Genomic DNA, 25,106 nt, shown 5'->3' with positions numbered 1-25,106 from the left:
ACCGAAACATCGAACGGATTTCCATGACCCTGCCCTTGAAGCTGCTTCAGAAGCGCCCCGCCGCCGACGCGCGCGGCTTGCGTGCCTTCCCGGTCCGCCGCGTGCTTGGTGCCGCGCTGATCGCCGCATGGACCTTCGCCGCCATTCCGGCCCACGCGCAGATGCCTGCGCCGGACGACGACGAGCCGCAGGGCGCGTTCGACCATGTGTTGCCGGACGAGAAAAAGAATCTCCCGAGCGTGCCGCTGACGAGCCAGATCGTCTATCAGGTGCTTGCCGCCGAAGTGGCGCTCCAGCGTAACCAGCCCGCTCCGGCGTTCCAGACGTATCTCGCGCTCGCGCGCGACACGCGCGACCCGCGCATGGCGCAGCGCGCGACCGAAATCGCGCTCGCCGCGCAGAGCCCGGCCGATGCGCTGTCCGCCGCGAACCTGTGGCGCCAGTACGCGCCGGATTCGAACCGCGCGTCGCAGGTCGACGCCGCGCTGCTGGTGCTCGCCGGCAAGCCGGCCGACGCGCAGCCGATGCTCGCGCGCGAACTCGCGCGCGCGACCGGCGACACGCGCGGCCCCGCGATCCTCGCGCTGCAGGCGCTGCTCGCGCGCGGCGCCGACCGCGTCGGCGGCCTCGCGGTGCTGCGGGACATGCTGAAGAACGACATGAACCGCCCGGAGGCGCAACTCGCGATCGCCCGCCAGCAGCTCGCCGTCGACGACAAGGACGGCGCCGCGCAATCGCTGAAGCAGGCGCTGCAGATCCGGCCGGACTACCTGCCCGCGGCGCTGATGCTGTCGCAGATGGGCCCCGCGGAGCGCGCGGCCGGCATCGCATCGTTCGAGAAATATGTTCAGCAGAATCCGAAGTCGCGCGACGCGCGGCTCGCGCTGTCGCAGCTGTATCTCGCGGACGAACGCCTCGACGACGCGCAGAAGCAGTTCGAGACGATGCGCAAGCTCGACTCGAAAGATCCGACGCCGCTGATGGCGCTCGCGCTGATCAAGATTCAGCAGAAGAAGCTCGACGATGCGACGGCCTACCTGAAGCAGTACGTGCAGCTCGGCGCGAAGCAGCCGAACGCCGACGTCGGCCAGGGCTACATCTACCTCGCGCAGATCGCGATCGACCAGGGCAACGACGCGACCGCGTCGCAATGGCTCGACAAGGTCGACCAGACGAGCCAGCACTACCTGCCCGCGCAGATCACGCGCGCGCAGCTGCTGCAGAAACAGGGCAAGACCGACGAGGCGCGCAAGGTGCTCGACAACCTCCCGGTCAACGATCCGCGCGACGCCGCCGTGATCGCGCGCACCGATGCGTCGATCCTGTTCACCGCGAAGCGCTACGGCGAAGCGGAGACGCGCCTGTCGCGGGCCGTCGACGATTTCCCGGACGATCCGGACCTGCGCTACGACTATGCGATGGCGGCCGAGAAGACCGGCCACTACACGACCATGGAACAGCAGCTGCGCGAACTGATCCGCACGCAGCCCGACAACCCGCAGGCGTACAACGCGCTCGGCTATTCGCTCGCCGACCGCAACCAGCGCCTGCCGGAAGCCAGCAAGCTGATCGAGAAGGCCAACGCGCTCGCGCCGAACGACGCGTACATCATGGACAGCCTCGGCTGGGTGAAATTCCGGATGGGCGACACCGCCGGCGCGACGAAGGTCCTGCGCCGCGCATACGACCTGCAGCCGAACGCCGAAATCGGCGCGCATCTCGGCGAGGTACTGTGGAAGAGCGGCGCGCAGGATGAAGCGCGCACCGCGTGGCGCGCGGCGCAGAAGCTCGAGCCGGACAACGACACGCTCGTGCAGACGCTCAAGCGCCTCCAGGTCAACGGCCTCTGATGCGAATGGCCCGGATGTTTTCCCTGTCCTCACGTGCGGCACGCGGCATCGCCGCGGCCGTCGCGGCACTTGCGCTCGCCGGTTGCGCGAGCACGCCGCCGTCGGCGAGCGCGCCCGGCGGCGTGCTGCAGACCGCCGCGACGCACGCGTATCACGGCCGCTTCGCGGTGCAGTACAACGACCGCCTCGGCAGGCAGCAGAACGTGTACGGCAACTTCGACTGGCAGGAGTACGGCGACGACGTGTCGCTCGAATTGCGCAGCCCGCTCGGCCAGACGCTCGCGGTCGTGAAGTCGTCGCCGCGCACCGCGTCGCTCGAATTGCCGAACCGCCGGCCGCAGTTCGCGACGGACGTCGATCAGCTGATGCAGAACACGCTCGGCTTTTCGCTGCCGCTCGCCGGGCTGCGCTACTGGCTGCAGCCGACGCCCGCGCCGGCGTCGCCGGCCGCGACCGTGCGCGACGCCGAAGACGGCGCGCGCATCAAGCAGATCCGCCAGGACGGCTGGACGATCGATTACCTCTCGTACGCGGATGCGCCGGCCACCGGCGTCAAGCGCGTGAACATCGTGCGCGCGACGCCGCCGCTCGACATCAAGCTCGTGCTCGACCAGTGAGCACGCGCGCCTAGCCTGACACGACACCAGCATGACCGACTCGACCCGCTCGCTGCGCAATTGCCTTGCGCCCGCGAAACTCAACCTGTTCCTGCACATCACCGGCCGCCGCCCGAACGGTTATCACGACCTGCAGAGCGTGTTCCAGCTGTTGAACTGGGGCGACACGCTGCACTTCACGCTGCGCGACGACGGCAAGGTTGCGCGCGCGACCGACGTGCCGGGCGTGCCCGAGGAAAGCGATCTCGTCGTGCGCGCCGCCAACCTGCTGAAGGCGCACACGGGCGCGACGGCCGGCGTCGACATCGAGATCGACAAACGCCTGCCGATGGGCGCGGGCCTCGGCGGCGGCAGCTCCGACGCGGCAACCACGCTGCTCGCGCTGAACCGTCTGTGGCAGCTGAATCTGCCGCGCGCGGAATTGCAATCGCTCGCGGTAAAACTCGGTGCGGACGTGCCGTTTTTTATTTTTGGAAAAAATGCGTTCGCAGAGGGTATCGGAGAAGAATTAGCTGAGGTACAATTGCCGACTCGCTGGTTCCTGGTTGTGACGCCAAGCGTTCATGTCCCGACCGCTGAAATTTTTTCAGATGAGTTGTTGACAAGAGATTCAAAGCCAGTCACAATTACAGACTTTCTTGCACGACAAAGCAGCGACGCAGGATGGCCAGATAGTTTCGGTCGGAATGATATGCAGCAAGTTGTGACAAGTAAGTACGCGGAAGTTGCGCAGGTGGTCAAATGGTTGTATGATGTGACCCCCGCGAGGATGACCGGCTCCGGAGCAAGCGTGTTTGCAGTGTTTCGCAGCAAGCACGAGGCAGAAGCGGTGAAAGCCAAACTGCCCGCCGGATGGAACGGCGCAGTTGCCGAAAGCCTGAACGAGCATCCGCTCTTCGCTTTCGCGTCATGAAGTTTTACTTTGTCGGATGACCTACAGTCCGGCGGAGTTATCAGTTGAGTGTAGGGGAGTCGCCAAGTTGGTCAAGGCACCGGATTTTGATTCCGGCATGCGAGGGTTCGAGTCCTTCCTCCCCTGCCAAAAATTTTCCCGCATTTCCCGCCAAAAGCCCGAAGCAGGTGCACGATGAGCAGCCACAGCCATGACGGCCTGATGGTCTTTACTGGTAACGCGAATCCCGCGCTTGCTCAGGAAGTCGTCAATATTCTTGGTATTCCCCTCGGCAAGGCAATGGTCAGCCGTTTCTCCGACGGCGAGATCCAGGTCGAGATCCAGGAAAACGTGCGCGGCAAGGACGTCTTCGTCCTGCAATCCACGTGCGCGCCGACCAACGACAACCTGATGGAACTGATGATCATGGTCGATGCGCTCAAGCGCGCATCCGCCGGCCGGATCACCGCAGCCATCCCCTACTTCGGCTACGCCCGCCAGGATCGCCGCCCGCGTTCGGCGCGCGTCGCAATCTCGGCGAAGATCGTCGCGAACATGCTGGAAATCGCCGGCGTCGAGCGGATCATCACGATGGATCTGCACGCCGACCAGATTCAGGGCTTCTTCGACATTCCGGTCGACAACATCTACGCGACGCCGATCCTGCTGGGTGACCTGCGCAAGCAGAATTACTCGGATCTGCTCGTCGTGTCGCCGGACGTCGGCGGCGTGGTCCGTGCCCGTGCGCTCGCGAAGCAGCTCAACTGCGATCTCGCGATCATCGACAAGCGTCGCCCGAAAGCGAACGTCGCCGAAGTGATGAACATCATCGGTGAAGTCGAAGGCCGCACCTGCGTGATCATGGACGACATGGTCGATACCGCCGGCACGCTCTGCAAGGCCGCGCAAGTGCTGAAGGATCGCGGCGCGAAGCAGGTGTTCGCCTATGCGACGCACCCGGTGCTGTCGGGTGGCGCCGCCGAGCGCATCGCCGCGTCGGCGCTCGACGAACTGGTCGTCACCGACACGATCCCGCTGTCCGCGGAATCGCTGGCCTGCTCGAAGATCCGCTCGCTGACGAGCGCGAGCCTCCTGGCCGAGACGTTCTCGCGGATCCGCCGCGGCGATTCGGTGATGTCGCTGTTCGCGGAATCCTGATCGGGATACCGACAAGCAAAAAGCATGCGCGAAAAGCGAAGCGGCAACGCTTCGCTTTTTGCACAATCGGCCGGGACGTACGAAACCCCGGCCGTTTCATCAGGGGCCGCCGTCTTGACGGCCCGTCTTACTGCCTGGTCGCGGGCAGCACATGGAGAATCACATGAAAGTCGTCGCTTTCGAGCGCCAACAGCAAGGTACGGGTGCGAGCCGCCGCCTGCGCAACGCTGGTAAGACCACGGGTATCGTCTACGGTGGCGAAGCCGCCCCGCAAATGATCGAACTCGATCACAACGCCCTGTGGCACGCGCTGAAGAAGGAAGCCTTCCACTCGTCGATCCTCGACCTCGAAGTGGCCGGCGCATCGCAGCAAGTCCTGCTGCGTGACGTTCAGTACCACCCGTTCAAGCAACTCGTGCTGCACGTGGACTTCCAGCGCGTCGACGCGAAGAAGAAGCTGCACACGAAGGCGCCGCTGCACTTCCTGAACGCTGAAGTCAGCCCGGCCGTGAAGCTGTCGAGCGCGATCATCTCGCACGTCGCGACGGAAATCGAAATCGAGTGCCTGCCGGCCGACCTGCCGGAATTCCTCGAAATCGACCTGTCGAAGATCGAAGCGGGCCAGTCGCTGCACGCGAAGGACATCACGCTGCCGAAGGGCGTCGCACTGACCGCCCACGTCGACGCTGAAAACCCGGTCGTCGCGTCGGCAGCACTGCCGGCTGGCGCCGTGTCGGACGCGGCCGAAGGCGAAACGCCGGCTGCCTAAGCGCCCTTTCGATCCGTTTTCCGAAACGGTCGACGCAACCCGCCGCGGCTTGCCCCCGGCGGGTTTTTCTTTTTTTGCGCCCAGGCGGCTCGCCGCCGCCATCGAAACGTCATGATCAAACTGATCGTCGGCCTCGGCAATCCCGGGGCGGAATACACCGCGACGCGCCACAACGCCGGCTTCTGGCTGATCGACCAGCTGGCCCGCGAAGCGGGCGCCACGCTGCGCGACGAGCGCCGCTTCCACGGCTTCTACGCGAAGGCCCGCCTGCACGGCGAGGAAGTACATCTGCTCGAGCCGCAGACGTACATGAACCGCTCCGGCCAGTCGGTCGTCGCGCTCGCGCAATTCTTCAAGATCCTGCCCGACCAGATCCTCGTCGCGCACGACGAGCTCGACCTGCCGCCCGGCACCGTCAAGCTGAAGCGCGGCGGCGGCAGCGGCGGCCACAACGGCCTCAAGGACATTTCCGCGCACCTGTCGACGCAGCAATACTGGCGACTGCGGATCGGCATCGGCCATCCGCGCGACCTGATCCCCGAAAGCGCGCGCGCCGGCGCGAAGCCGGACGTCGCGAATTTCGTGCTGAAGCCGCCGCGCCGCGAGGAGCAGGACGTGATCGACGCATCGATCGAACGCGCGCTCGCCGTGATGCCGATGGTCGTCAAGGGCGAGCTCGACCGCGCGACGATGCTGCTGCATCGCAACGGCTGAGCGCAGCCGCCGCACGCACCGCATGCCGCGCATGAGGTAATCTCGTCGTTTTACCCGTCAGGAGTCGTGCGGTGAGCCGTTACTGGAGCGAAGTCGTTCAGCAACTCGTGCCCTACGTGCCGGGCGAACAGCCCGCGCTCGCGCATCCGGTCAAGCTGAACACCAACGAGAATCCCTATCCGCCGTCGCCGCGCGTCGTCGCGGCGATCACGCACGAGCTCGGCGAGACCGGCGACACGCTGCGCCGCTACCCCGATCCGCTCGCGCGCCGGCTGCGCGAGACGGTCGCCGCCCATCACCGCATCGCGCCGGACCAGGTGTTCGTCGGCAACGGCTCCGACGAAGTGCTCGCGCACACGTTCCAGGCGCTGCTCAAGCACGAGCGGCCGCTGCGCTTCCCCGACATCACGTACAGCTTCTATCCGACCTATGCGCGGCTGTACGGCGTGCCCTACACGGCGCTGCCGCTCGCCGACGATTTCTCGATCCGCGTCGACGACTACCTCGACGACACGGGCTGCGTGCTGTTTCCGAACCCGAACGCGCCGACGGGCCGCGCGCTGCCGCTCGCGGACATCGAGCGGATCGCCGCCGCGAATCCGTCGTCGGCGGTCGTCATCGACGAGGCGTATGTGGATTTCGGCGCGCAGTCGGCAATCTCGCTGATCGACCGCTATCCGAACCTGCTGGTCGTCCATACGACGTCGAAGGCCCGCTCGCTCGCGGGGATGCGGGTCGGCTTCGCATTCGGTGATGCCGGCCTGATCGACGCGCTCAACCGTGTGAAGGACAGCTTCAACTCGTACCCGCTCGACCGCCTCGCGCAGGTCGCGGCGCGCGCCGCCTATGAGGACGACGCATACTTCGACGCGACGTGCCGGCGCGTGATCGACAGCCGCACGCGGCTCACGCAGGCGCTGGAAGCACTGGGATTCGACGTCGTGCCGTCGGCCGCGAATTTCGTGTTCGCGCGCCATCCGGCGCACGACGCGGCCACGCTGGCGACACGGCTCAAGGAGCGGGAGATTTTCGTGCGGCACTTCAAGCTGCCGCGGATCGACCAGCATCTGCGCATCACCGTCGGCACCGATGCCGAGTGCGACGCGCTCATCGCGGCGCTGCGCGACCTGCTGGGCTGAAAACGGCGCGGGCGGCACGCGCCGCCCGGCCCTTCATTGCGTCACTGCTGCGCGTCGTCGCCCTTCGCGGCGATCAACGCGTGGTACTTCTCCATCAACTGCGCGTGCGTTTCCGCATGCTGCGGATCGCGCGGGATGCATTCGACCGGACACACCTGCTGGCACTGCGGCTCGTCGAAATGGCCGACGCACTCGGTGCACTTGCCGGGGTCGATCACGTAGATTTCCGGGCCCATCGAAATCGCGCCGTTCGGGCACTCAGGCTCGCACACGTCGCAATTGATGCACTCGTCGGTAATCATCAAAGCCATACTGATCTCACTTGCTCAGGCCGGCGGCCGGCTTCGGGGAGAAATCGGCCGGCGCCGCATCACGCGGCCGGACCCTGGCCCATTGCGGCCACTTTTTCCGTCAACCACTTCTCGACCGACGGGAACACGAACTTGCTGACATCTCCGCCCAACTGGGCGATTTCGCGCACGATCGTCCCAGAAATGAACTGGTACTGGTCGGACGGCGTCATGAACATCGTCTCGACGTCCGGCAGCAGATAGCGGTTCATCCCCGCCATCTGGAACTCGTATTCGAAATCGGACACCGCGCGCAGGCCGCGCACGATCACCCGCGCGTTGTTGGTGCGGACGAAATCCTTCAGCAGGCCGGTGAAGCCCATCACCTTCACGTTCGGGTAATGGCCGAGCACCTCGTTCGCAATCTCCAGACGTTCCTCCAGCGAGAAGAACGGCTTTTTCGCGCGGCTGTCGGCGACGCCGACGACCAGCGTATCAAAAATGCTCGACGCGCGCCGCACGAGATCTTCGTGGCCACGCGTCAGCGGATCGAACGTACCCGGATACACGGCGACTACCATGTCGCTCCTCCTGTCATCACGCAAATGGGGGTGCAGCCGTGCGACGCGCACGCCACTGCCGAGCTGGGCAAACGTCGCCTGTTGCACGTCGCCTCGTTTTGGAACGCGCATTATTCATCATTTTCGCGTCGCAGCAAATGATAGTGGACCGCGCCGGCCTTGCCATGCTTCACGATCTCCCAGCCGGCGAGTGCGTCGTGCTCGGCCGGATCGAGTTCCGCGCCCGTCTCGACGTACAGCGCGCCGCCCGGCGCAACCAGCGGTGCGGTGAGCGCGATCGCGCGCGCGAGCACGGCTGCGTCGCCGAACGGCGGATCGAGGAACACGACGTCGAACGCGCCCGGCGCGAGGCCGGCTGCGAGCCGCAGCGCATCGGCCTCCGCGACCTCGACCGTGCGCGCGCCGAGCTTGTCCCGGATCGCGCGCAGCTGCTGTGCCGCGCGCGGATGGCGCTCGACCATCACGACGCTCGCCGCGCCGCGCGATGCGGCCTCGAAGCCGAGCGCGCCGGTGCCGGCGAACAGGTCGAGGCAGCGCTGCCCGTCGAGGTCCTGGCCGAGCCAGTTGAACAGCGTCTCGCGGACGCGGTCGGGCGTCGGGCGCAGGCCGTCGAGATCCAGCACCGCGAGCGGCGTGCGTTTCCAGTCGCCGCCGATGATGCGGATCGTGTGCGGCTTGCCGCGGCTGGTGGGGGCCGCGGGGCGGCCGGAGGATGAACGGGATGAACGGGACATGCGGGAGGAATATCGAACGGAGGACCGGGCGCGAACGGGGCGCGCCGCCAAACAGGCGCACGTTACCACAGCGGCGTCGCGCGCTGGCGCGAGCGCCGCGCTGCGCCTGATAAAATGCGAGGTTTCGGCTGTCGCGCGCGGCAGCCCGCACGCAGTCCACGCCTTCCGCGGCGACGGACCGCCCTCTTCCCGACGCCAGACCATGTTCAGTTTCTTCAAACGATTCAAGAAAACGCAGGAGCCGACGCCCGCGGAAGCGCCGTCGGCCGCCGAGCCGCAGGCGGACGCGCAGTCCGTCGATGCACCCGCGCCGCAGCCGGTGCCGGCCCCGCGCGAATCCGCGCCCCCGACCGGCGGCGCGGCGCCGCAACCGGCCGCGCCCGCCGTCGTGATGACGGTCACCCCGGCCGACGGCGGCCGCGGCGAGGTCGTCGAGACGGTCGAGATCGTCCCGCCGCCCGCCGTGGAGCCCAATGCGAAGAAATCGTGGCTCGCGCGCCTGAAGTCCGGGCTCGCGAAGACCAGTTCGAGCATCACCGGCGTGTTCGTCAGCACGAAGATCGACGAGGACCTGTACGAGGAACTCGAGACCGCGCTGCTGATGTCCGACGCGGGTGTCGACGCGACCGAATACCTGCTCGACGCGCTGCGCGAGAAAGTGCGCACGGGCCGGCTCACCGATCCGCAGCAGGTCAAGGCCGCGCTGCACGACCTGCTCGTCGACCTGCTGAAGCCGCTCGAGAAATCACTGATGCTCGGCCGCGCGCAGCCGCTCGTGATGATGATCGCGGGCGTCAACGGCGCCGGCAAGACGACCAGCATCGGCAAGCTCGCGAAGCACCTGCAGAGCTTCGACCAGTCGGTGCTGCTGGCCGCGGGCGACACGTTCCGCGCGGCCGCCCGCGAACAGTTGACGATCTGGGGCGAGCGCAACAACGTGACGGTCGTGCAGCAGGAAAGCGGCGATCCGGCCGCGGTGATCTTCGATGCGGTCAGCGCCGCGCGCGCGCGCAACATCGACGTGATGATGGCCGACACCGCCGGCCGCCTGCCGACGCAGCTGCACCTGATGGAAGAGCTGAAGAAGGTGAAGCGCGTGATCTCGAAGGCGCACGACGGCGCGCCGCACGAAGTGCTGCTCGTGATCGACGCGAACACGGGCCAGAACGCGCTCACGCAGGTGAAGGCGTTCGACGACGCGCTCGGCCTGACCGGCCTCATCGTCACGAAGCTCGACGGCACCGCGAAGGGCGGCATCCTCGCCGCGATCGCGCGGCAGCGCCCGGTGCCCGTCTACTTCATCGGCATCGGCGAGAAGGTCGAGGACCTGCAGCCGTTCAGCGCAGTGGAATTCGCGGACGCGCTGCTCGGCTGAGCGCCGCGCATCCTGCCGCACACAGGGCGCCCGCGGGCGCCCTTTTTCATGCGGTCTGCTCGCGCTTACCCGGCCTCACTCGGCGTCGGGCTGCGCGCCGGGCGCGGCTGCCTTGAACGCATCGAGTGTCATTGCATAGTCGTAGATCCGCTGGATCGTCGGGAAGCGCGACGTGTCGATCGCGAAGCGGTTCGCGTTGAACACCTGCGGCACGACGCAGATGTCGGCGAGCGTCGGCGTGTCGCCGAAGCACAGCCTGCCGGTGCGCGGATCGTTCGCGAGGCGCGCTTCCAGCGTCGCGAACCCCGCCTCGATCCAGTGGCGGTACCAGTCGTTCTTCGCCTCTTCCGGCACCTGGAGCATGTGCTTCAGGTACTTCAGCACGCGCAGGTTGTTGAGCGGGTGGATCTCGCATGCGATCTGCAGCGCGATCGACCGCACGTACGCGCGGTCGAGCGGCGCTTTCGGCAGCAGCGGCGGCTCGGGGTGAGTCTCGTCCAGGTACTCGACGATCGCGAGCGACTGCTGCAGCGCCGCGTCGCCGTCGACGAGCGTCGGCACCAGCGAATCCGGGCTCAGCGCACGATATTCGTCCTTCAATTGCTGGCCGCCGTCGCGCAGCAGGTGCACCGGCACGTAGTCGAACGGCAGCTGCTTCAGGTGCAGCGCGATCCGCACGCGATACGACGCGGAACTGCGGAAATAGCTGTAAAGCTTCATCGGATGTCTCTCGTTGTCATGATCGGCCGGTGAACGCGCAGGCCGGAAGCCGGCGTGCGCGGCATGGGCAGCACGCGTCGGGCCGGCCGCCGGGGGCCGAGGCCGACACGCACGCGTCGCCGGATGCATCAGTGTAGCGCGCGGCGCGGCGCCCCCGCGCGCTTGCCGGATCCGCGCACATGCGATACTGGGAAGGTTCCTCACCTCAGATGCGCGGCCCCGACGCCGGCCGCCCCACCCCGCTTCGATGACCGCTTCCCTCGATCCCGCCGCCCGCCCCGCCGAGCCGTTCCCCAGCGCCCGCTTCATCAAGGAAATCGGGCGCGGTCCGCATGGCGCGCGCGCGCTGTCCGCCGAAGACACCTTCGAGCTGTATCGGGCGATGCTCGACGCGCGCGTGTCGGACCTCGAACTCGGCGCGATCCTGATCGCGTATCGACTGAAGGGCGAGACCGCCGACGAGCTGGCCGCGATGCTGGCCGCCGCGCACGCGTCGTTCGAGCCCGTGCACGTGCGCGACGGCGCGTTCCGCCCGGTGTCGATCCCGAGCTACAACGGCGCGCGCAAGCAGCCGAACCTCGTGCCGCTGCTCGCGCTCCTGCTCGCGCGCGAAGGCGTGCCGGTGCTCGTGCACGGCGTCACGCACGACCCGGGCCGCGTGACGAGCGCCGAGATCTTCGATGCGCTGTCGATCGCGCCGTCGGCGTCGCACGACGGAATCGAGGACATGCTCGCCGAGCGCCGCGTCGCGTTCGCGCCGATCGACACGCTCGCGCCGCAGCTCGCGCGCCTGCTGGCGATGCGCGGCGTGCTCGGCGTGCGCAACTCGACGCATACGCTCGTGAAGATCCTGCAGCCGTTCGCGCCCGCCGGCCTGCGGCTCGTCAACTACACGCATCCGCCGTACCGCGACAGTCTCGCGCAGTTGTTCCGCGACCATCCGGACGCGGCGCTGGGCGGTGCGCTGCTCGCGCGCGGCACCGAAGGCGAGGCGGTCGCCGACACGCGGCGCCAGGTGCAGGTCGACTGGCTGCATGACGGCATCTGCGACACGCTGATCGAAGCGGAGCGCTCGTCGGCCGACGCGCCGCCCGTCGCGCTGCCGGAATCGCGCGACGCGGCCACGACCGCGGCCTGGACGGACGCCGTGCTGCGCGGCGAGATGCCGGTGCCGGAGACGGTCGCCCGGCAGGTTGACACGATCGTGCAGATCGCGCGCATCGGCGCGTAAGTCCGTGCCTGCGCCTCGGCGCGTGCCTTCGTGCCGGGCGCGTGGCGCCACCGCCGGCCGCGAATCCGCCCGTTCCGTAACGCGCCGTGGAACGGCCCATTTGACAGGCGCAGGCGACTTCGCATAGAGTTGCCCTCATGCGTTCCTTTCCGAACACCCTCCGAATTACCTCCGGCAGCCTAGCGCGGCCGCTATCGCTACGACTAGCCTAAGGCTGTCGTAGCGCCGTGTGCTGTCCGCACGGTCCCTCCCAGCAGTTCCTCGCAGTACCCCTCTCGCAGTTTTTACAACCGAAGTCGTCAGCTTTCGTCCGTCTATCCGTCGGCCGATTCGCGAAGATCATCCGCATCCGCAGCGCGTTCCGGCGCCACGGTGCGAGGCAGCGTCAACCGACGCTCATGCCGCCCGTCTTCGCTCGCGACTTGAGACCCGAGGTCCCGAAGATGAAGCGCAACCCGCAAGAAAAGTACCGACCGTTCGAACCCGTCCGCATCAACGGCCGCAAGTGGCCGACCCGCACGATCGAGCGCGCGCCGGTCTGGATGAGCACCGATCTGCGCGACGGCAACCAGTCGCTGATCGAGCCGATGAGCATCGAGCAGAAGCTCGAATTCTTCGAGATGCTCGTCGCGATCGGCTTCAAGGAGATCGAAGTCGGTTTTCCGTCGGCGTCGCAAACCGACTTCGATTTCGTGCGCAGGCTGATCGACGAGAAGCGCATTCCCGACGACGTGACGATCGAAGTGCTCGTGCAATCGCGCGAAGACCTGATCGCCCGCACGTTCGACGCGCTCGAAGGCACGCCGCGCGCGATCGTGCACCTGTACAACGCGATCTGCCCGTCGTTCCGCCGCATCGTGTTCGGGATGTCGAAGGACGACGTGAAGGCGCTCGCGGTCGACGGCACGCGGCTCATCAAGGCATACGCGGCGGCGCGCCCGGACACGCACTGGACGTTCCAGTATTCGCCGGAAACCTTCAGCATGACCGAGCTGTCGTTCGCGCGCGAAGTGTGCGACGCAGTCGCGCAGACCTGGAGGCCGACCCGCGACCACAAGATGATCGTCAACCTGCCTGCGACCGTCGAAGCCGCGACGCCGAACGTGTTCGCGGACCAGATCGAATGGATGGACCGCAACCTCGGCTATCGCGACAGCATCGTGCTGTCCGTGCATCCGCACAACGACCGCGGCACCGCCGTCGCCGCCGCCGAGCTCGCGCTGCTCGCGGGCGCCGACCGCATCGAAGGCTGCCTGTTCGGCAACGGCGAGCGCACCGGCAACGTCGATCTCGTCACGCTCGCGCTGAACCTCTACACGCAGGGCATCGATCCGGGCCTCGACTTCTCCGACATCGACGCGGTGCGCCGCGTCGTCGAGCGCTGCAACCAGATTCCCGTGCATCCGCGCCACCCGTATGCGGGCGACCTCGTGTTCACCGCATTCTCCGGCTCGCACCAGGATGCGATCCGCAAGGGCTTCGCGCAGCAGCAGCCCGACGCGATCTGGGAGGTGCCGTACCTGCCGATCGATCCGGCCGATCTCGGCCGCAGCTACGATGCGGTGATTCGCGTGAACAGCCAGTCCGGCAAGGGCGGCGCGACGTTCCTGCTCGAACGCGGAATGGGCTTCACGCCGCCGCGCCGCGTGCAGATCGAGTTCAGCCACGCGGTGCAGACGCTCGCCGACGCATCCGGCGAGGAAGTGACGGGTGACGCAATCTGCGCGCTGTTCGCACGCGAATTCTTCGACACCGAGGGCCCGGCCGCGCGCAGCGGCGGCAGCGCACGCTGGCGGAACCGCGACGTCGCGGGCGCCAGCGCGGCCGGCGCAACGCCCGAGGAGGCGGCGCGGCGCGCGACGGCAGCCTTCGCGGCCGCGGCCGGCGTCACGATCGACGTCGCGTCGTGCGAACACGCGCGCACGGTCGACGGACGAATCGCGGTATCGGTCGGCTGCCGGGTCGGCGACGCGCCGCCGCGGCACGGCGTCGGCGTGCACGCCGATGCGGCGAGCGCCGCGCTCGACGCGGTCGTCAGCGCGATCAACCGCTCGGCGTGGCACTGCGCCGACCGCCGTGCGGCGGCATAAGGGTTTGAATCGCGGTTTGAATCAGGGTTTGAAGTAGGCCAGCGAGCGGTGCGAGACCGCCCGCGCAGCGTGCGATCCGCGCTGCGCGGGCCGGCAGGAAGCGGCCCAGAAGGACGCTTCGGACGGGACACGAAAAGGAGCGCGACGCGCGTTCATGTCTCGGTCGCGCACCGCGTCGCCTGCCACGCGAGCAGGCGCCAGCGCCCCTGCTCCTGCGTCTGTACGGCGGTGTACGCAATCGGAAACACGAGGCCGCCGTTGTTCGTTTCCATCTCGATCAGCGCGCGCCCGGTGACGAGGCAGGTATCGTCGCCCACGGGCAGCACGTCCTGCGACTGGATTTCGATCTGGCGATAGCGGCGGCGGCCGGCGGCGATGGCGTCGATGAACTGCTGCTTGGTTTCCCGTTTGCCGTTGGTGTGCACGTAGAACACCTTGTCCGACAGCAGCGCGTCGAGCACTTCGCCGTCGGCATCCACCATCGCCCGGAACCGATCGCGCTCGAGCGCGCGGATCGCATCGACCACCTTCGCCATCGCCTGACTCCTCGGCAACGCGCACGCCGTGCGCGGGCGTGCGGATCAGAAGTTGTACTGCAGATAGAACTGGTGGAAATTTATACCAGGATTCGGCTCTTTGATACCCGCGTTAGACACATGTTGAAAGCGGTAGCCGACCTGGTACTGTTGCCGCTGCCCGAACTGCACGCCGACGCCCGCCACGTCGGCGAACTGGAACGCGGTCGACATCGACAGATCGTGCGAAATCGTCGGATGAGACAGCAGGCGGATGCCGGCGCCGGCTTCGACGTACGGGCGGACCGCGCCCGCGCTCTTGATGAAGCGGAGCATCGGCGTCGCGCCGAACTCCCAGAGGCTCGTGTGGACGTTGCCGTTCGTATGCCAGTAGCTGACGTTGCCCTCCATCACGAACGCGAAGTGCCAGCCGCCGATTTCCCACCAGGTCCAGCCCGGGTCCCAGACCACGCCGAGGTTACCCTTGTCGATGCTGTGGCGATCGGAAAACCCGCCGCCCGCCTGAATCCCCCAGCGATCCGCCAGCGCTGCCCCTGAACCGCCCAGCAGCGACGCCGCCAGGACCGCATGCAACGCAAGCCGGCTCCGCCGCCGACCGTTCTTATTGTTCATCTGACACTCCAACTTTGTGGGTTGAACGGAGCCAGCCGCCAGGCGACTGAGCTCGAGCGAACAGAATGGTATGGTAAAGGACTTTTCGGATCGGCATCACGAAACGAAATGGTTTGCTGCCGAAACTACAAAAATCGGAATCGTCTACTGATTCTCATGAAAAACAACAGGTTACGGAACTTGCGGGCGTTCGAGCTGTCACGCCTAACACTATCGACATCGTCAAATCGATAGAAAAATGGGAACTCCAAAGCCCGCACCCCCTCTAAGGAATTAGCACTCAGTTTGCGGGAGTGCTAAGATTGACCGCGGAATCATCCGAGACCGGGGTTCATCCCTGATTCCAAAGGAGTTTTCTTAAGTGAGCAACGCACTGACCCTTCCGAACACCCTGAGCCCGGCGTCTGCTAAGGCCGAATCGGCAGGCTCGCTGGCGCTCGCAACCCATTCGATGTTGCCGGGCCAGCTGGGCAATATCGACGCCTATATCCAGGCAGTCAATCGTATTCCGCTGCTGACGGCCGAGGAAGAGCGCCAGTACGCCACCGAGTTCCGCGAGCAGAGCAACCTCGACGCGGCGCGCCGCCTCGTGCTGTCGCACCTGCGGCTCGTCGTGTCGATCGCGCGCAACTACCTCGGCTACGGCCTGCCGCACGGCGACCTGATCCAGGAAGGCAACATCGGCCTGATGAAGGCCGTGAAGCGCTTCGATCCGGCGCAGAACGTGCGCCTCGTGTCCTATGCGATCCACTGGATCAAGGCCGAGATCCACGAATACATCCTGCGCAACTGGCGCATGGTGAAGGTCGCGACGACGAAGGCGCAGCGCAAGCTGTTCTTCAACCTGCGCAGCCACAAAAAGGGCATGCAGGCGATGACGCCCGAGGAAATCGACGGCCTCGCGCAGGAGCTCAACGTCAAGCGCGAGGAAGTCACCGAGATGGAAACCCGCCTGTCGGGCGGCGACATCGCGCTCGAAGGGCAGGTCGAGGACGGCGAGGAAAGCTACGCGCCGATCGCGTACCTCGCCGATTCGCACAACGAGCCGACCGCCGTGCTCGCCGCGCGTCAGCGCGACATGCTGCAGACGGACGGCATCGCGCAGGCGCTCGACGCGCTCGACGCGCGCAGCCGCCGCATCATCGAGGCGCGCTGGCTGCACGTCGACGACGACGGCTCGGGCGGCTCGACGCTGCACGATCTCGCCGCCGAGTTCGGCGTGTCGGCGGAGCGCATTCGCCAGATCGAAGCGAGCGCGATGAAAAAAATGCGCACGGCACTCGCCGCCTACGCGTAACGCCCGCTGAATTAAAACGCTTGATAGAAAACCGCTGCCCGCCCGGCAGCGGTTTTTTTTCGCCCATAAATTGACCAATTCAATCGGGTATTCACCCAAACGCCGGCTGTTCCGCCGATGCTTGATCTAGCTCAAGTTTCGACCATCCCTTCGCGACGGTCCGCCGCAGCGCGGCACTCGGCACGTCGCGAGTGTCCTCTTAAAATTGATGCGTCAGGCGCAACAGGATTAAAAACTGCTTAACGGCCGTCATCAATCCGACGTAGAGTCGCCCCAATACCTGCTTAAAACCGATTCAGGATAATGGCCTTGATCTCGATCGATAAAAAGCCCGCGCCCGCGACCGGCGCGACCGGCTGGCGCGGTCGCCTCGCCGCGTGGGCCCGCGGCCCGACGCTTGCCCGCGACATCACCATCGTGCTGCTCGTCAAGCTGGCACTGCTGATGGCGCTCAAATACGCATTCTTCAATCACCCGCAGGCCAAGCACATGTCGTTGCCGCCTGCCGCCGTCGCCGAGAAGCTGCTCTCGGTGCCGGCCCCCGCCTCTACCGAGGGAGACCACCATGATAAGTAGCGAAGTCGTCGATCTGTCGCGTCTGCAGTTCGGCATCACAGCGCTCTACCACTTCCTGTTCGTACCGCTGACCCTCGGCCTGTCCTGGCTGCTCGTCGTCATGGAAGCCGTCTACGTGATGACCGGCAAGCAGGTCTACAAGGACATGACCCAGTTCTGGGGCAAGCTGTTCGGCATCAATTTCGCAATGGGCGTGACGACCGGCATCACGCTCGAATTCCAGTTCGGCACGAACTGGTCGTACTACTCGCACTACGTCGGCGACATCTTCGGCGTGCCGCTCGCGGTCGAAGGCCTGATGGCGTTCTTCCTCGAATCGACGTTCGTCGGCCTGTTCTTCTTCGGCTGGAACCGCCTGTCGAAGGTCAAGCACCTGATGGTCACGTTCCTCGTCGCGCTCGGCTCGAACCTGTCCGCGCTGTGGATCCTCGTCGCGAACGGCTGGATGAACAACCCGGTCGGCGCCGAGTTCAACTACCAGACGATGCGCATGGAAATGACGAACCTGTTCGACGTGGTGTTCAACCCGGTCGCGCAGGTGAAGTTCGTGCACACCGTGTCGGCCGGCTACGTGTCGGCGGCGATGTTCGTGCTCGGCGTGTCGTCGTGGTATCTGCTGAAGAAGCGCGACACCGATTTCGCGCTGCGCTCGTTCGCGGTCGCGGCCGGCTTCGGCCTCGCGTCGACGCTCTGCGTGATCGTGCTCGGCGACGAATCCGGCTATACGACCGGCGAAGTGCAGAAGATGAAGCTCGCCGCGATCGAATCCGAATGGGAGACCGCACCGGCGCCGGCGGCGTTCACGCTGATCGGGCTGCCGAACCAGCAGGAAGAACGCACCGACTACGCGATCAAGATCCCGTATGCGCTCGGCCTGATCGCGACGCGCTCGATCGACGAGCCGGTGATCGGCCTGCGTGAGCTCGCCAAGCGCAGCGAAGAGCACATCCAGAGCGGGATGATCGCTTACGGCGCGCTGCAGAAGATCAAGGAAGGCGACACCAGCGCCGCGACCCGCGAGCAGTTCGACAAGCACAAGGAATATCTCGGCTACGGGCTGATGCTCAAGCAGTTCACGCCGAAGGTCATCGACGCGACGCCGGAGCAGATCAAGGCCGCCGCGAAGAAGACCATCCCGCCTGTCGCGCCGGTGTTCTTCTCGTTCCGGATCATGGTGTTCCTCGGCTTCCTGTTCCTTGCGACGTTCGTCGCCGCGTTCTGGTTCTGCGCGCGCCGCGAGCTGCTGCAGGACAACCGCCGCTGGTTCCTGCGCTATGCGGTGTGGGCGATCCCGCTGCCGTGGATCGCGATCGAATTCGGCTGGATCGTCGCCGAACTGGGCCGCCAGCCGTGGACGATCGCGGGCATCCTGCCGACGCACCTGTCCGCGTCGAGCCTGACGCCGACCGACCTGTACCTGAGCCTGGCCGGCTTCATCCTGTTCTACACGGCGCTCTTCATCATCGAGATCACGCTGATGTTCAAGTACGCGCGCCTCGGCCCGTCTTCGCTGCATACCGGCCGCTACCACCACGAGCTGGCGGCCGCCAGCGAGCGCGCCCCGGCCTGAGCCCGGCCCAGATACCGAACAAGGAATCGCTATGGACTACGCAACTCTCAAGCTGATCTGGTGGCTGCTCGTCGGCGTGCTGCTGATCGGCTTCGCCGTCACCGACGGCTTCGACATGGGCGCGACCGCGCTGCTGCCGTTCCTCGGCAAGACCGACGAGGAGCGCCGCATCATCGTCAACACGGTCGGCGCGACCTGGGAAGGCAACCAGGTGTGGCTCATCACCGCCGGCGGCGCGATGTTCGCCGCTTGGCCGCTCGTCTATGCGGCATCGTTCTCCGGCTTCTACTTCGCGATGCTGCTCGTGCTGTTCGCGCTGTTCTTCCGGCCGGTCGGCTTCGACTACCGCAGCAAGCGGCCGGACCCGCGCTGGCGCGCGGGCTGGGACTGGGGCCTGTTCGCCGGCGGCTTCGTGCCGGCGCTGGTGTTCGGCGTCGCGTTCGGCAACCTGCTGCAGGGCGTGCCGTTCCAGTTCGACACCGACCTGCGCGTCAGCTACCACGGCAGCTTCTGGGCGCTCCTGAACCCGTTCGCGCTGCTCTGCGGCCTCGTCAGCCTGACGATGCTGGTCGCGCACGGCGCCGCGTTCATCAAGATGAAGACGGACGGCGTGATCGCGCGCCGCGCGTCGGTCGCGCTGCGCGTGTCGGCGTTCCTCGCCGTCGTGCTGTTCGTGCTCGCGGGCGTGCTGATCGCGTCGTATGTCGGCGGCTATCACATCACGCACGCGGCGCCGACCGATACGGTCGCTAACCCGCTGCTGAAGGACGTCGCCGCAGGCTCGGGCCTGTGGCTCGCGAACTACGGCGAGTATCCGTGGATGGTCGCGGCGCCGGTCGTCGGCATCGCCGGCGGCGTGCTCGCGCTGCTGCTCGCGGGCTCGCGCCTCGAGAAGACCGCGTTCTTCTGCACGGGCCTGATGATCGTCGGCGTGATCCTGACCGCGGGCTTCTCGATGTTCCCGTTCATCATGCCGTCGTCGCTCGACCCGAAGAGCAGCCTGACCGTATGGGACTCGACGTCGAGCCACATGACGCTGCAGGTGATGCTGTTCGCCGTGATCGTGTTCCTGCCGCTCGTCCTGCTCTACACGGGCTGGGTCTACCGCGTGATGCGCGGCAAGGTCACGCGCGAGGCGCTCGAGGAAAACAAGCACTCGATGTATTGAATGTATTGAACCCGGCGGGGCGCGCACGCGCCCCCGCCCCACGTTTCGCAAGGAGTCGGATCATGTGGTACTTCAGCTGGATTCTCGGTATCGGCGTCGCGCTCGCGTTCGGCATCGTCAACGCGATGTGGCTCGAAGCGCAGCCGAAGCGCTTCGCGCAGGCCGGCGCGAAAGCCGACCGGACCTGACGCCGCGGCGGCGGCCGCCGCGCACGCCCGGACGACATGCGCCGGGCGCGCCGGACGGATCGCCGTGCCGCTGCAGCCAACCTCGCCATGTGCGAGGTTTTTTTTCGCCTGCGGCCCGCCGCCTCGCATCGCCCTCATCTCAAAATTCAATGCCATTCTGGAACCAAATTAATACCACTTGAATACCATTCAAAGGTTTCATATGATCTTTCACGCGGCCGTCCACAGGCCGCGTCCACTTGGGTGGAGGAGACATGAAAGATCACCGCTTGGGCTCCCGCGGCGCCACGCCGAACCGTGAGCGTCCGGGGACCGGCCGCGCCGCCGCGCCCATCGACATGCGCCGCTCATGAACGCGCACGGCCGGCGCGCGTGCCGCGAACCTGATCCGTAGCGCTCGGCACCGCGCGCCTTATGCGCGCCTTATGCACGCCTTGTGCACTTCCTCGTGCCCCCTCGCTCGCGTGCGGCCCCCAGCCTTCCCCGCAGCCTCCTTGAAAGACCCGATCGCAGCGACGTAATCCCACGGCGTCGTATCGCCGAACTTTTTTTGAGGAATCCCCATGAATCGAATCCTGCATTCCCTGTGCGCCGGCGTGCTGATCGCGGCGGCGCTGTCGCCGGCCGCGTCGCCCGCGCAGGCGCCCGCGCGCGCGGCCCCCGGCGCGAGCGCGAACGCCGCCCCGCCGACGCCCGCCGGGCTCGCGATGCTGCTGTCGAACGGCCTCGCGTTGCGCGTCGCCGTCGACAACAATCACGCGGCGTCGGCCGGCGTGCCCTGCGCCGATCTCGGCGCGGACTGGGCGAGCTGCGCGACGGGCCGCCTGATCCTGCAGAACCGCGGCCACCAGCCGATCGCCGACGGCGGCTGGCGGCTCTACCTGCACAGCATCCGCCGCCTGCTGCGGGTCGACCGGCCGGGCTTCGCGCTGCGCCGCCTGACGGGCGACCTGTACGAACTGACGCCGCAGCCGGGTTCGCTCCGGCTCGCGCCGGGCGAGCGCATCGAGCTGCCGGTCGTCGCCGAATACTGGCTGCGCCGCTACAGCGACGTGATTCCGCGGCCCTACGTGGTGGTCGACGGCGCACCGCCCGCGGTGCTGCGCTACAACGACACCGACGACGAGCTGCGCTACGTCGAATCGCTGCCCGCCGACGCGCAGAACAATTCCCCCGGCAACGCGCCGCCCGTCGCCGCGCGGCCGGACGCCGGCCGCGCGCTGCCGAGCGTGAAGCGGCAGCGCGTGCTGGGCGGCACGCTCGAGCTGCGCGGCGTCGACCTGGCGCTGCCGGAGCTCCCGTCCGCGCAAGTGGCGGCGTTGCGCGAGCGCGCGGGCACGCTCGGGCTCGACGGCGCACGCGTGCCGGTGTGGGGCGTCGTCGCACCGCGCCGGCTGCCGGCCGATATCGCGACGCCCGGCGGCTACCGGCTCGCGATCGGGCCGCGCGGCGCGTTCATCGAGGCCTACGATCGCGCCGGCCTCTACTACGGCGTGCAGACCCTGTTCTCGCTCGCGCCGGCCGGCGGCGGCACGCTTCCCGCGATGCTCGTCGAGGACGCGCCGCGCTTCGTCCATCGCGGCATGCACGTCGACCTCGCGCGCAACTTCAAGCATCCGGCGACGCTGCGCCGCCTGATCGACCAGATGAGTGCGTACAAGCTCAACCGGCTGCACCTGCACCTGTCCGACGACGAGGGCTGGCGCATCGAGATTCCCGGCCTGCCGGAGCTGACCGACGTCGGCGCTCGCCGCTGCCACGATCCGTCCGAAACGCGCTGCCTGCTGCCGCAGCTCGGCTCGGGGCCCAACGATCAGTCGGGCGGCGGCTACCTGACGCGCGCCGATTACGTGGCGCTGCTGCGCTATGCGGCCGACCGCTTCGTCGAGGTGATTCCCGAGATCGACATGCCCGCGCACTCGCGCGCGGCCGTCGTGTCGATGGAGGCGCGCTATCGCCGCCTGCACGCGGCGGGCCGCGAGCAGGACGCGAACGCGTACCGGCTGCTCGATCCGCAGGACACGTCGAACCTGCTGACGGTGCAGTTCTACGACCGGCGCAGCGACCTGAACCCGTGCGTGCCGGGCGCGCTCAACTTCGCGTCGAAGGTGATCCGCGAAATCGCGTCGATGCACGCGGACGCGCAAGTGCCGCTGCGCACCTGGCACTACGGCGGCGACGAGGCGAAGAACATCCTGCTCGGCGCGGGCTTCCAGCCGCTCAACGGCGCCGATCCGGGCAAGGGCCGCGTCGATCTCGCCGCGCAGGACAAGCCGTGGGCGCGCTCGCCGGCGTGCACCGCGCTGCTGCAACGCGGCGAAGTGAAGTCGATCGACGAGCTGCCGACCCGCTTCGCGAAGCAGGTCAGCGCGGTCGTGAACGCGAACGGGATCGGCACGATGGCCGCGTGGCAGGACGGCATCAAGCACGCGAACGGTCCGCAGGACTTCAGCACGCGCAACGTGATGGTGTCGCTGTGGGACACGATCTTCTGGGGCGCGTCGGACAGTGCGCGCGACCTGAGCGCGAAGGGATACCAGACGGTGCTCGCGCTGCCCGACTACCTGTATTTCGACTTCCCGTACACGCTCAATCCGCGCGAGCGCGGCTATTACTGGGGCTCGCATGCGACCGACGAGTACAAGGTGTTCTCGCTCGCGCCGGAGAACCTGCCGCAGAACGCCGAGGTGATGGGCGACCGCGACGGCAATCCGTTCGAGGTGACGAGCGCCGGACCCGCGCCGCGCCTCGAAGGGATCCAGGGGCAAGCGTGGGGTGAAGTGATGCGCAACGACCGGCTGCTCGAATACATGGTGTATCCGCGGCTGCTCGCGCTCGCCGAGCGCGCATGGCACAAGGCCGACTGGGAGCTGCCGTACGCGGCGGGCGTGCGCTACAAGCTCGGCGACACGCATCACGTCGACACGGCCGCGCTGCAGCGCGACTGGGCGGGCTTCGCGACGCTGCTCCGGCAGCGCGAACTGCCGAAGCTCGAACGCGCGGGGATCGCCTACCGGAAGCCGACGTTCACGCTGACGAACGAGTGAGCGGCGGCCGGGGGCGCGCTTCGCGTGCGCCCCCGGTACGCTGACGCCCGCAATCGCACCCAACCCGCCCCAAACAAAAACGGCTTGCGATCATCGCAAGCCGTTTTTTGCTTCCCGGCCGGCGCGAACCCGTCACCGGGATTCACGCCGGCGCCGGTCGCCGGTCACACTACGCGGGCTGGGCCGCCGCGCTCCCGCCCGCCGAAGGCAGGCGCGCCGCCAGCAGCTGCGCGTAGCGCGAAGCCGACGCACCGCAGACGATGTGGAACGTATCGGCCCCGACCCACGCGACGTCAAGCGACGCGAGCCGCTCGCGATCGACCGCCGACGGATCGACCACCGCGACGCGCAGCCGCGTGGTCGCCACCGCGTCGAGCGACGCGACGTTGGTCGCGCCGCCGAACACCGCGAGCCAGCGCGCCGGATCGGGATCGAGCGGCCCCGCCGCGCCGTCTGCCGGCGCGGCCGGTGCCACGGCGGCGCCGGTCGATGCGCTCGCCGTCGCACCGCCGCCGATCGCCGCGCGCATTTCGTCGGCGATGATGTCCGCCTCGGGCCCGATGATCACCTGCACGCTGTTGCCGCCGCGCTTGAGCACGCCGCGCGCACCGATCGCCTTCAGGTCCGGCTCCGACACCTTGTCCGGATCGGCGACGGTCAGCCGCAGGCGCGTCGTGCACGCGTCGACGACCGTCAGGTTGCCCGCGCCGCCGAGCGCGGCGACGTAGCGCTGCGCGCGCGGCGCCGCGGCGCTCGCGGCCGGCGCGACGTAGCCGCCCGACTGGTACGACTCGGCCGCACCTTCGGCCGTCGCCGGCTCGCGGCCCGGCGTCGCCATGTCGAACTTGCGGATGAAGAAGCGGAACAGCCCGTAGTACGCGACGCCGTACGCGATGCCGAGCGGAATCGCGACCCAGCCCTTCGTCGACAGCCCGTAGTTCAGCACGTAGTCGATCCCGCCCGCCGAGAACGTGAAGCCGAGCTTCACGCCGAGAATCTGGCAGATCGCGAGCGACAGCCCCGTGAGCACCGCGTGGATCACGTACAGCACCGGCGCGAGGAACATGAAGCTGAATTCGATCGGCTCGGTCACGCCGGTCAGGAACGACGTGAGCGCCATCGAGAACAGCAGGCCGCCGACCACCGCGCGGCGCTCCTTCGGCGCCTCGTGCAGCATCGCGAGGCACGCGGCCGGCAGGCCGAACATCATGATCGGGAAGAAGCCGGCCATGAAGGTGCCCGCGCTCGGGTCGCCCGCGAAGAAGCGGTGCAGGTCGCCGTGCACGAGCTCGCCGCCGGCCGGCGGCGTGAAGTTGCCGAACACGAACCACGCGAGCGAGTTGATGATGTGGTGCAGGCCCGTGACGAGCAGCAGCCGGTTCAGGAAGCCGAACACGAACGCGCCGATCGCGCCCGCGGTGGTCAGCCACTGGCCGGCCGCGTCGATCGCGTGCTGGACCGGCTGCCACACGTAGCCGAACACGATGCCGAGCACCACGCATACCAGCCCGGTGATGATCGGCACGAAGCGCTTGCCGCCGAAGAACGCGAGGTAGTCGGGCAGCTTGATGTCCTTGTAGCGGTTGTACAGCAGGCCGGCCGCGACGCCCGCGATGATCCCGGACAGCACGCCCATGTTCAGCTTGGGATCGATGTCCTTCATGATCGCGGTTTCGATCAGATAGCCGATCGCGCCCGCGAGCGCCGCGACGCCGTTGTTGTCCTTCGCGAAGCCGACCGCCACGCCGATCGCGAACAAGAGCGGCAGGTTGTCGAAGATCGCGCCGCCCGCGTCGGCGATCATCTTGATGTTGAACACGTCCGGCTGGCCGAGCCGCAGCAGGATGCCGGCGACCGGCAGCACCGCGATCGGCAGCATCAGCGCCCTTCCCAGGCTCTGTATCTTCAGAAACGGATTCCCGTCCATTCAGTCCTCCAATCCTTGTCTCTTC

The 25,106-nt window shown here is 67.2% G+C and carries 23 protein-coding genes and 1 tRNA gene; 17 read left to right on the top strand and 7 right to left on the bottom strand.

Annotation, left to right across the window (positions count from 1 at the left end; translation table 11 throughout):
- The first annotated feature begins 23 nt into the window (after window positions 1–23).
- The 8 genes from HWX31_RS12980 (at window position 24) to hisC (ending at window position 7,139) form a co-directional block, all read left to right on the top strand.
- Entirely contained in the window at window positions 24–1,850 is a 1,827-nt protein-coding gene (locus HWX31_RS12980) for a tetratricopeptide repeat protein (protein WP_174964394.1), read from the top strand.
- On the top strand, window positions 1,850–2,467 hold the full coding sequence (gene lolB, locus HWX31_RS12975; protein WP_174964395.1) for a lipoprotein insertase outer membrane protein LolB: 618 nt from the start codon (window positions 1,850–1,852) through the stop codon (window positions 2,465–2,467). The genes HWX31_RS12980 and lolB overlap by 1 nt, the downstream gene beginning before the upstream one ends.
- Window positions 2,468–2,498: 31 nt before the next feature.
- Window positions 2,499–3,380 carry a 4-(cytidine 5'-diphospho)-2-C-methyl-D-erythritol kinase gene (ispE, locus tag HWX31_RS12970; RefSeq protein WP_059612851.1) on the top strand — a complete coding sequence of 294 codons (882 nt, stop codon included), beginning with the start codon at window positions 2,499–2,501 and terminating at the stop codon, window positions 3,378–3,380.
- 52 nt (window positions 3,381–3,432) lie between these two features.
- Window positions 3,433–3,509 (top strand) — tRNA-Gln (locus HWX31_RS12965).
- A gap of 45 nt (window positions 3,510–3,554) precedes the next feature.
- Window positions 3,555–4,517: a ribose-phosphate pyrophosphokinase gene (locus HWX31_RS12960; protein WP_010090655.1), complete on the top strand. Its 963-nt coding sequence runs from the start codon at window positions 3,555–3,557 to the stop codon at window positions 4,515–4,517.
- A gap of 163 nt (window positions 4,518–4,680) precedes the next feature.
- A complete protein-coding gene (locus HWX31_RS12955; protein ID WP_174964396.1) occupies window positions 4,681–5,286 on the top strand; it encodes a 50S ribosomal protein L25/general stress protein Ctc in 606 nt (201 codons plus the stop codon).
- Window positions 5,287–5,397: 111 nt separating this feature from the next.
- Window positions 5,398–6,000 carry an aminoacyl-tRNA hydrolase gene (gene pth, locus HWX31_RS12950; protein ID WP_059612853.1) on the top strand — a complete coding sequence of 201 codons (603 nt, stop codon included), beginning with the start codon at window positions 5,398–5,400 and terminating at the stop codon, window positions 5,998–6,000.
- Window positions 6,001–6,071: 71 nt separating this feature from the next.
- Complete coding sequence (gene hisC / locus HWX31_RS12945) at window positions 6,072–7,139, top strand: histidinol-phosphate transaminase (protein WP_174964397.1); 1,068 nt, start codon at window positions 6,072–6,074, stop codon at window positions 7,137–7,139.
- Between the two features lie 41 nt (window positions 7,140–7,180).
- Here the strand turns inward: hisC and HWX31_RS12940 are convergent, their stop codons facing one another.
- The 3 genes from HWX31_RS12940 to rsmD form a co-directional block, all read right to left on the bottom strand.
- On the bottom strand, window positions 7,181–7,450 hold the full coding sequence (locus HWX31_RS12940) for a YfhL family 4Fe-4S dicluster ferredoxin (protein ID WP_010090650.1): 270 nt from the start codon (window positions 7,448–7,450) through the stop codon (window positions 7,181–7,183).
- A gap of 59 nt (window positions 7,451–7,509) precedes the next feature.
- A complete protein-coding gene (gene coaD, locus HWX31_RS12935; RefSeq protein ID WP_010090649.1) occupies window positions 7,510–8,010 on the bottom strand; it encodes a pantetheine-phosphate adenylyltransferase in 501 nt (166 codons plus the stop codon).
- 110 nt (window positions 8,011–8,120) lie between these two features.
- Complete coding sequence (gene rsmD / locus HWX31_RS12930) at window positions 8,121–8,744, bottom strand: 16S rRNA (guanine(966)-N(2))-methyltransferase RsmD (RefSeq protein WP_174964398.1); 624 nt, start codon at window positions 8,742–8,744, stop codon at window positions 8,121–8,123.
- 202 nt (window positions 8,745–8,946) lie between these two features.
- Between rsmD and ftsY the strand changes: the two genes are divergently transcribed.
- Window positions 8,947–10,119, top strand: coding sequence for a signal recognition particle-docking protein FtsY (gene ftsY, locus HWX31_RS12925; RefSeq protein WP_174964399.1), 1,173 nt, complete (start codon window positions 8,947–8,949; stop codon window positions 10,117–10,119).
- Window positions 10,120–10,194: 75 nt separating this feature from the next.
- Here ftsY and maiA read toward each other — a convergent pair whose 3' ends face one another.
- Window positions 10,195–10,839: a maleylacetoacetate isomerase gene (gene maiA, locus HWX31_RS12920; RefSeq protein WP_060000587.1), complete on the bottom strand. Its 645-nt coding sequence runs from the start codon at window positions 10,837–10,839 to the stop codon at window positions 10,195–10,197.
- Between the two features lie 247 nt (window positions 10,840–11,086).
- Here maiA and ybiB point away from each other — a divergent pair, with 247 nt between their 5' ends.
- Both ybiB and leuA read left to right on the top strand, forming a co-directional pair.
- Window positions 11,087–12,070, top strand: coding sequence for a DNA-binding protein YbiB (ybiB, locus tag HWX31_RS12915; protein WP_174964400.1), 984 nt, complete (start codon window positions 11,087–11,089; stop codon window positions 12,068–12,070).
- A 443-nt stretch (window positions 12,071–12,513) separates the two neighbouring features.
- Window positions 12,514–14,160: a 2-isopropylmalate synthase gene (gene leuA, locus HWX31_RS12910; RefSeq protein WP_174964401.1), complete on the top strand. Its 1,647-nt coding sequence runs from the start codon at window positions 12,514–12,516 to the stop codon at window positions 14,158–14,160.
- 152 nt (window positions 14,161–14,312) lie between these two features.
- Here leuA and HWX31_RS12905 read toward each other — a convergent pair whose 3' ends face one another.
- Both HWX31_RS12905 and HWX31_RS12900 read right to left on the bottom strand, forming a co-directional pair.
- Window positions 14,313–14,696 carry a nuclear transport factor 2 family protein gene (locus HWX31_RS12905; RefSeq protein ID WP_010090640.1) on the bottom strand — a complete coding sequence of 128 codons (384 nt, stop codon included), beginning with the start codon at window positions 14,694–14,696 and terminating at the stop codon, window positions 14,313–14,315.
- Window positions 14,697–14,741: 45 nt separating this feature from the next.
- Window positions 14,742–15,308: an acyloxyacyl hydrolase gene (locus HWX31_RS12900; protein ID WP_174964402.1), complete on the bottom strand. Its 567-nt coding sequence runs from the start codon at window positions 15,306–15,308 to the stop codon at window positions 14,742–14,744.
- 361 nt (window positions 15,309–15,669) lie between these two features.
- Here HWX31_RS12900 and rpoH point away from each other — a divergent pair, with 361 nt between their 5' ends.
- The 6 genes from rpoH (at window position 15,670) to HWX31_RS12870 (ending at window position 23,154) form a co-directional block, all read left to right on the top strand.
- On the top strand, window positions 15,670–16,605 hold the full coding sequence (gene rpoH, locus HWX31_RS12895; protein ID WP_059612869.1) for an RNA polymerase sigma factor RpoH: 936 nt from the start codon (window positions 15,670–15,672) through the stop codon (window positions 16,603–16,605).
- 303 nt (window positions 16,606–16,908) lie between these two features.
- Window positions 16,909–17,181: a cytochrome oxidase putative small subunit CydP gene (gene cydP, locus HWX31_RS12890; protein WP_174964403.1), complete on the top strand. Its 273-nt coding sequence runs from the start codon at window positions 16,909–16,911 to the stop codon at window positions 17,179–17,181.
- On the top strand, window positions 17,171–18,751 hold the full coding sequence (locus HWX31_RS12885) for a cytochrome ubiquinol oxidase subunit I (RefSeq protein ID WP_174964404.1): 1,581 nt from the start codon (window positions 17,171–17,173) through the stop codon (window positions 18,749–18,751). The genes cydP and HWX31_RS12885 overlap by 11 nt, the downstream gene beginning before the upstream one ends.
- A 31-nt stretch (window positions 18,752–18,782) precedes the next feature.
- Window positions 18,783–19,919 (top strand): cytochrome d ubiquinol oxidase subunit II, encoded by a 1,137-nt coding sequence (gene cydB, locus HWX31_RS12880; RefSeq protein ID WP_174964405.1) that lies wholly within the window; start codon window positions 18,783–18,785, stop codon window positions 19,917–19,919.
- A 62-nt stretch (window positions 19,920–19,981) separates the two neighbouring features.
- Complete coding sequence (gene cydX / locus HWX31_RS12875) at window positions 19,982–20,107, top strand: cytochrome bd-I oxidase subunit CydX (protein WP_174964406.1); 126 nt, start codon at window positions 19,982–19,984, stop codon at window positions 20,105–20,107.
- 563 nt (window positions 20,108–20,670) lie between these two features.
- On the top strand, window positions 20,671–23,154 hold the full coding sequence (locus HWX31_RS12870) for a family 20 glycosylhydrolase (protein WP_174964407.1): 2,484 nt from the start codon (window positions 20,671–20,673) through the stop codon (window positions 23,152–23,154).
- Between the two features lie 169 nt (window positions 23,155–23,323).
- On the opposite strand, the gene nagE is transcribed toward HWX31_RS12870, so the two are convergent.
- The gene (gene nagE, locus HWX31_RS12865) at window positions 23,324–25,081 is read right to left on the bottom strand and encodes an N-acetylglucosamine-specific PTS transporter subunit IIBC (protein WP_174964408.1); all 1,758 of its coding nucleotides are present in this window, start codon (window positions 25,079–25,081) and stop codon (window positions 23,324–23,326) included.
- Window positions 25,082–25,106: the final 25 nt, after the last annotated feature.

The organism is Burkholderia ubonensis (genome assembly GCF_902833085.1).
GTDB lineage: Bacteria > Pseudomonadota > Gammaproteobacteria > Burkholderiales > Burkholderiaceae > Burkholderia > Burkholderia ubonensis.
This window is presented reverse-complemented; position numbering and strand designations above follow the sequence as displayed.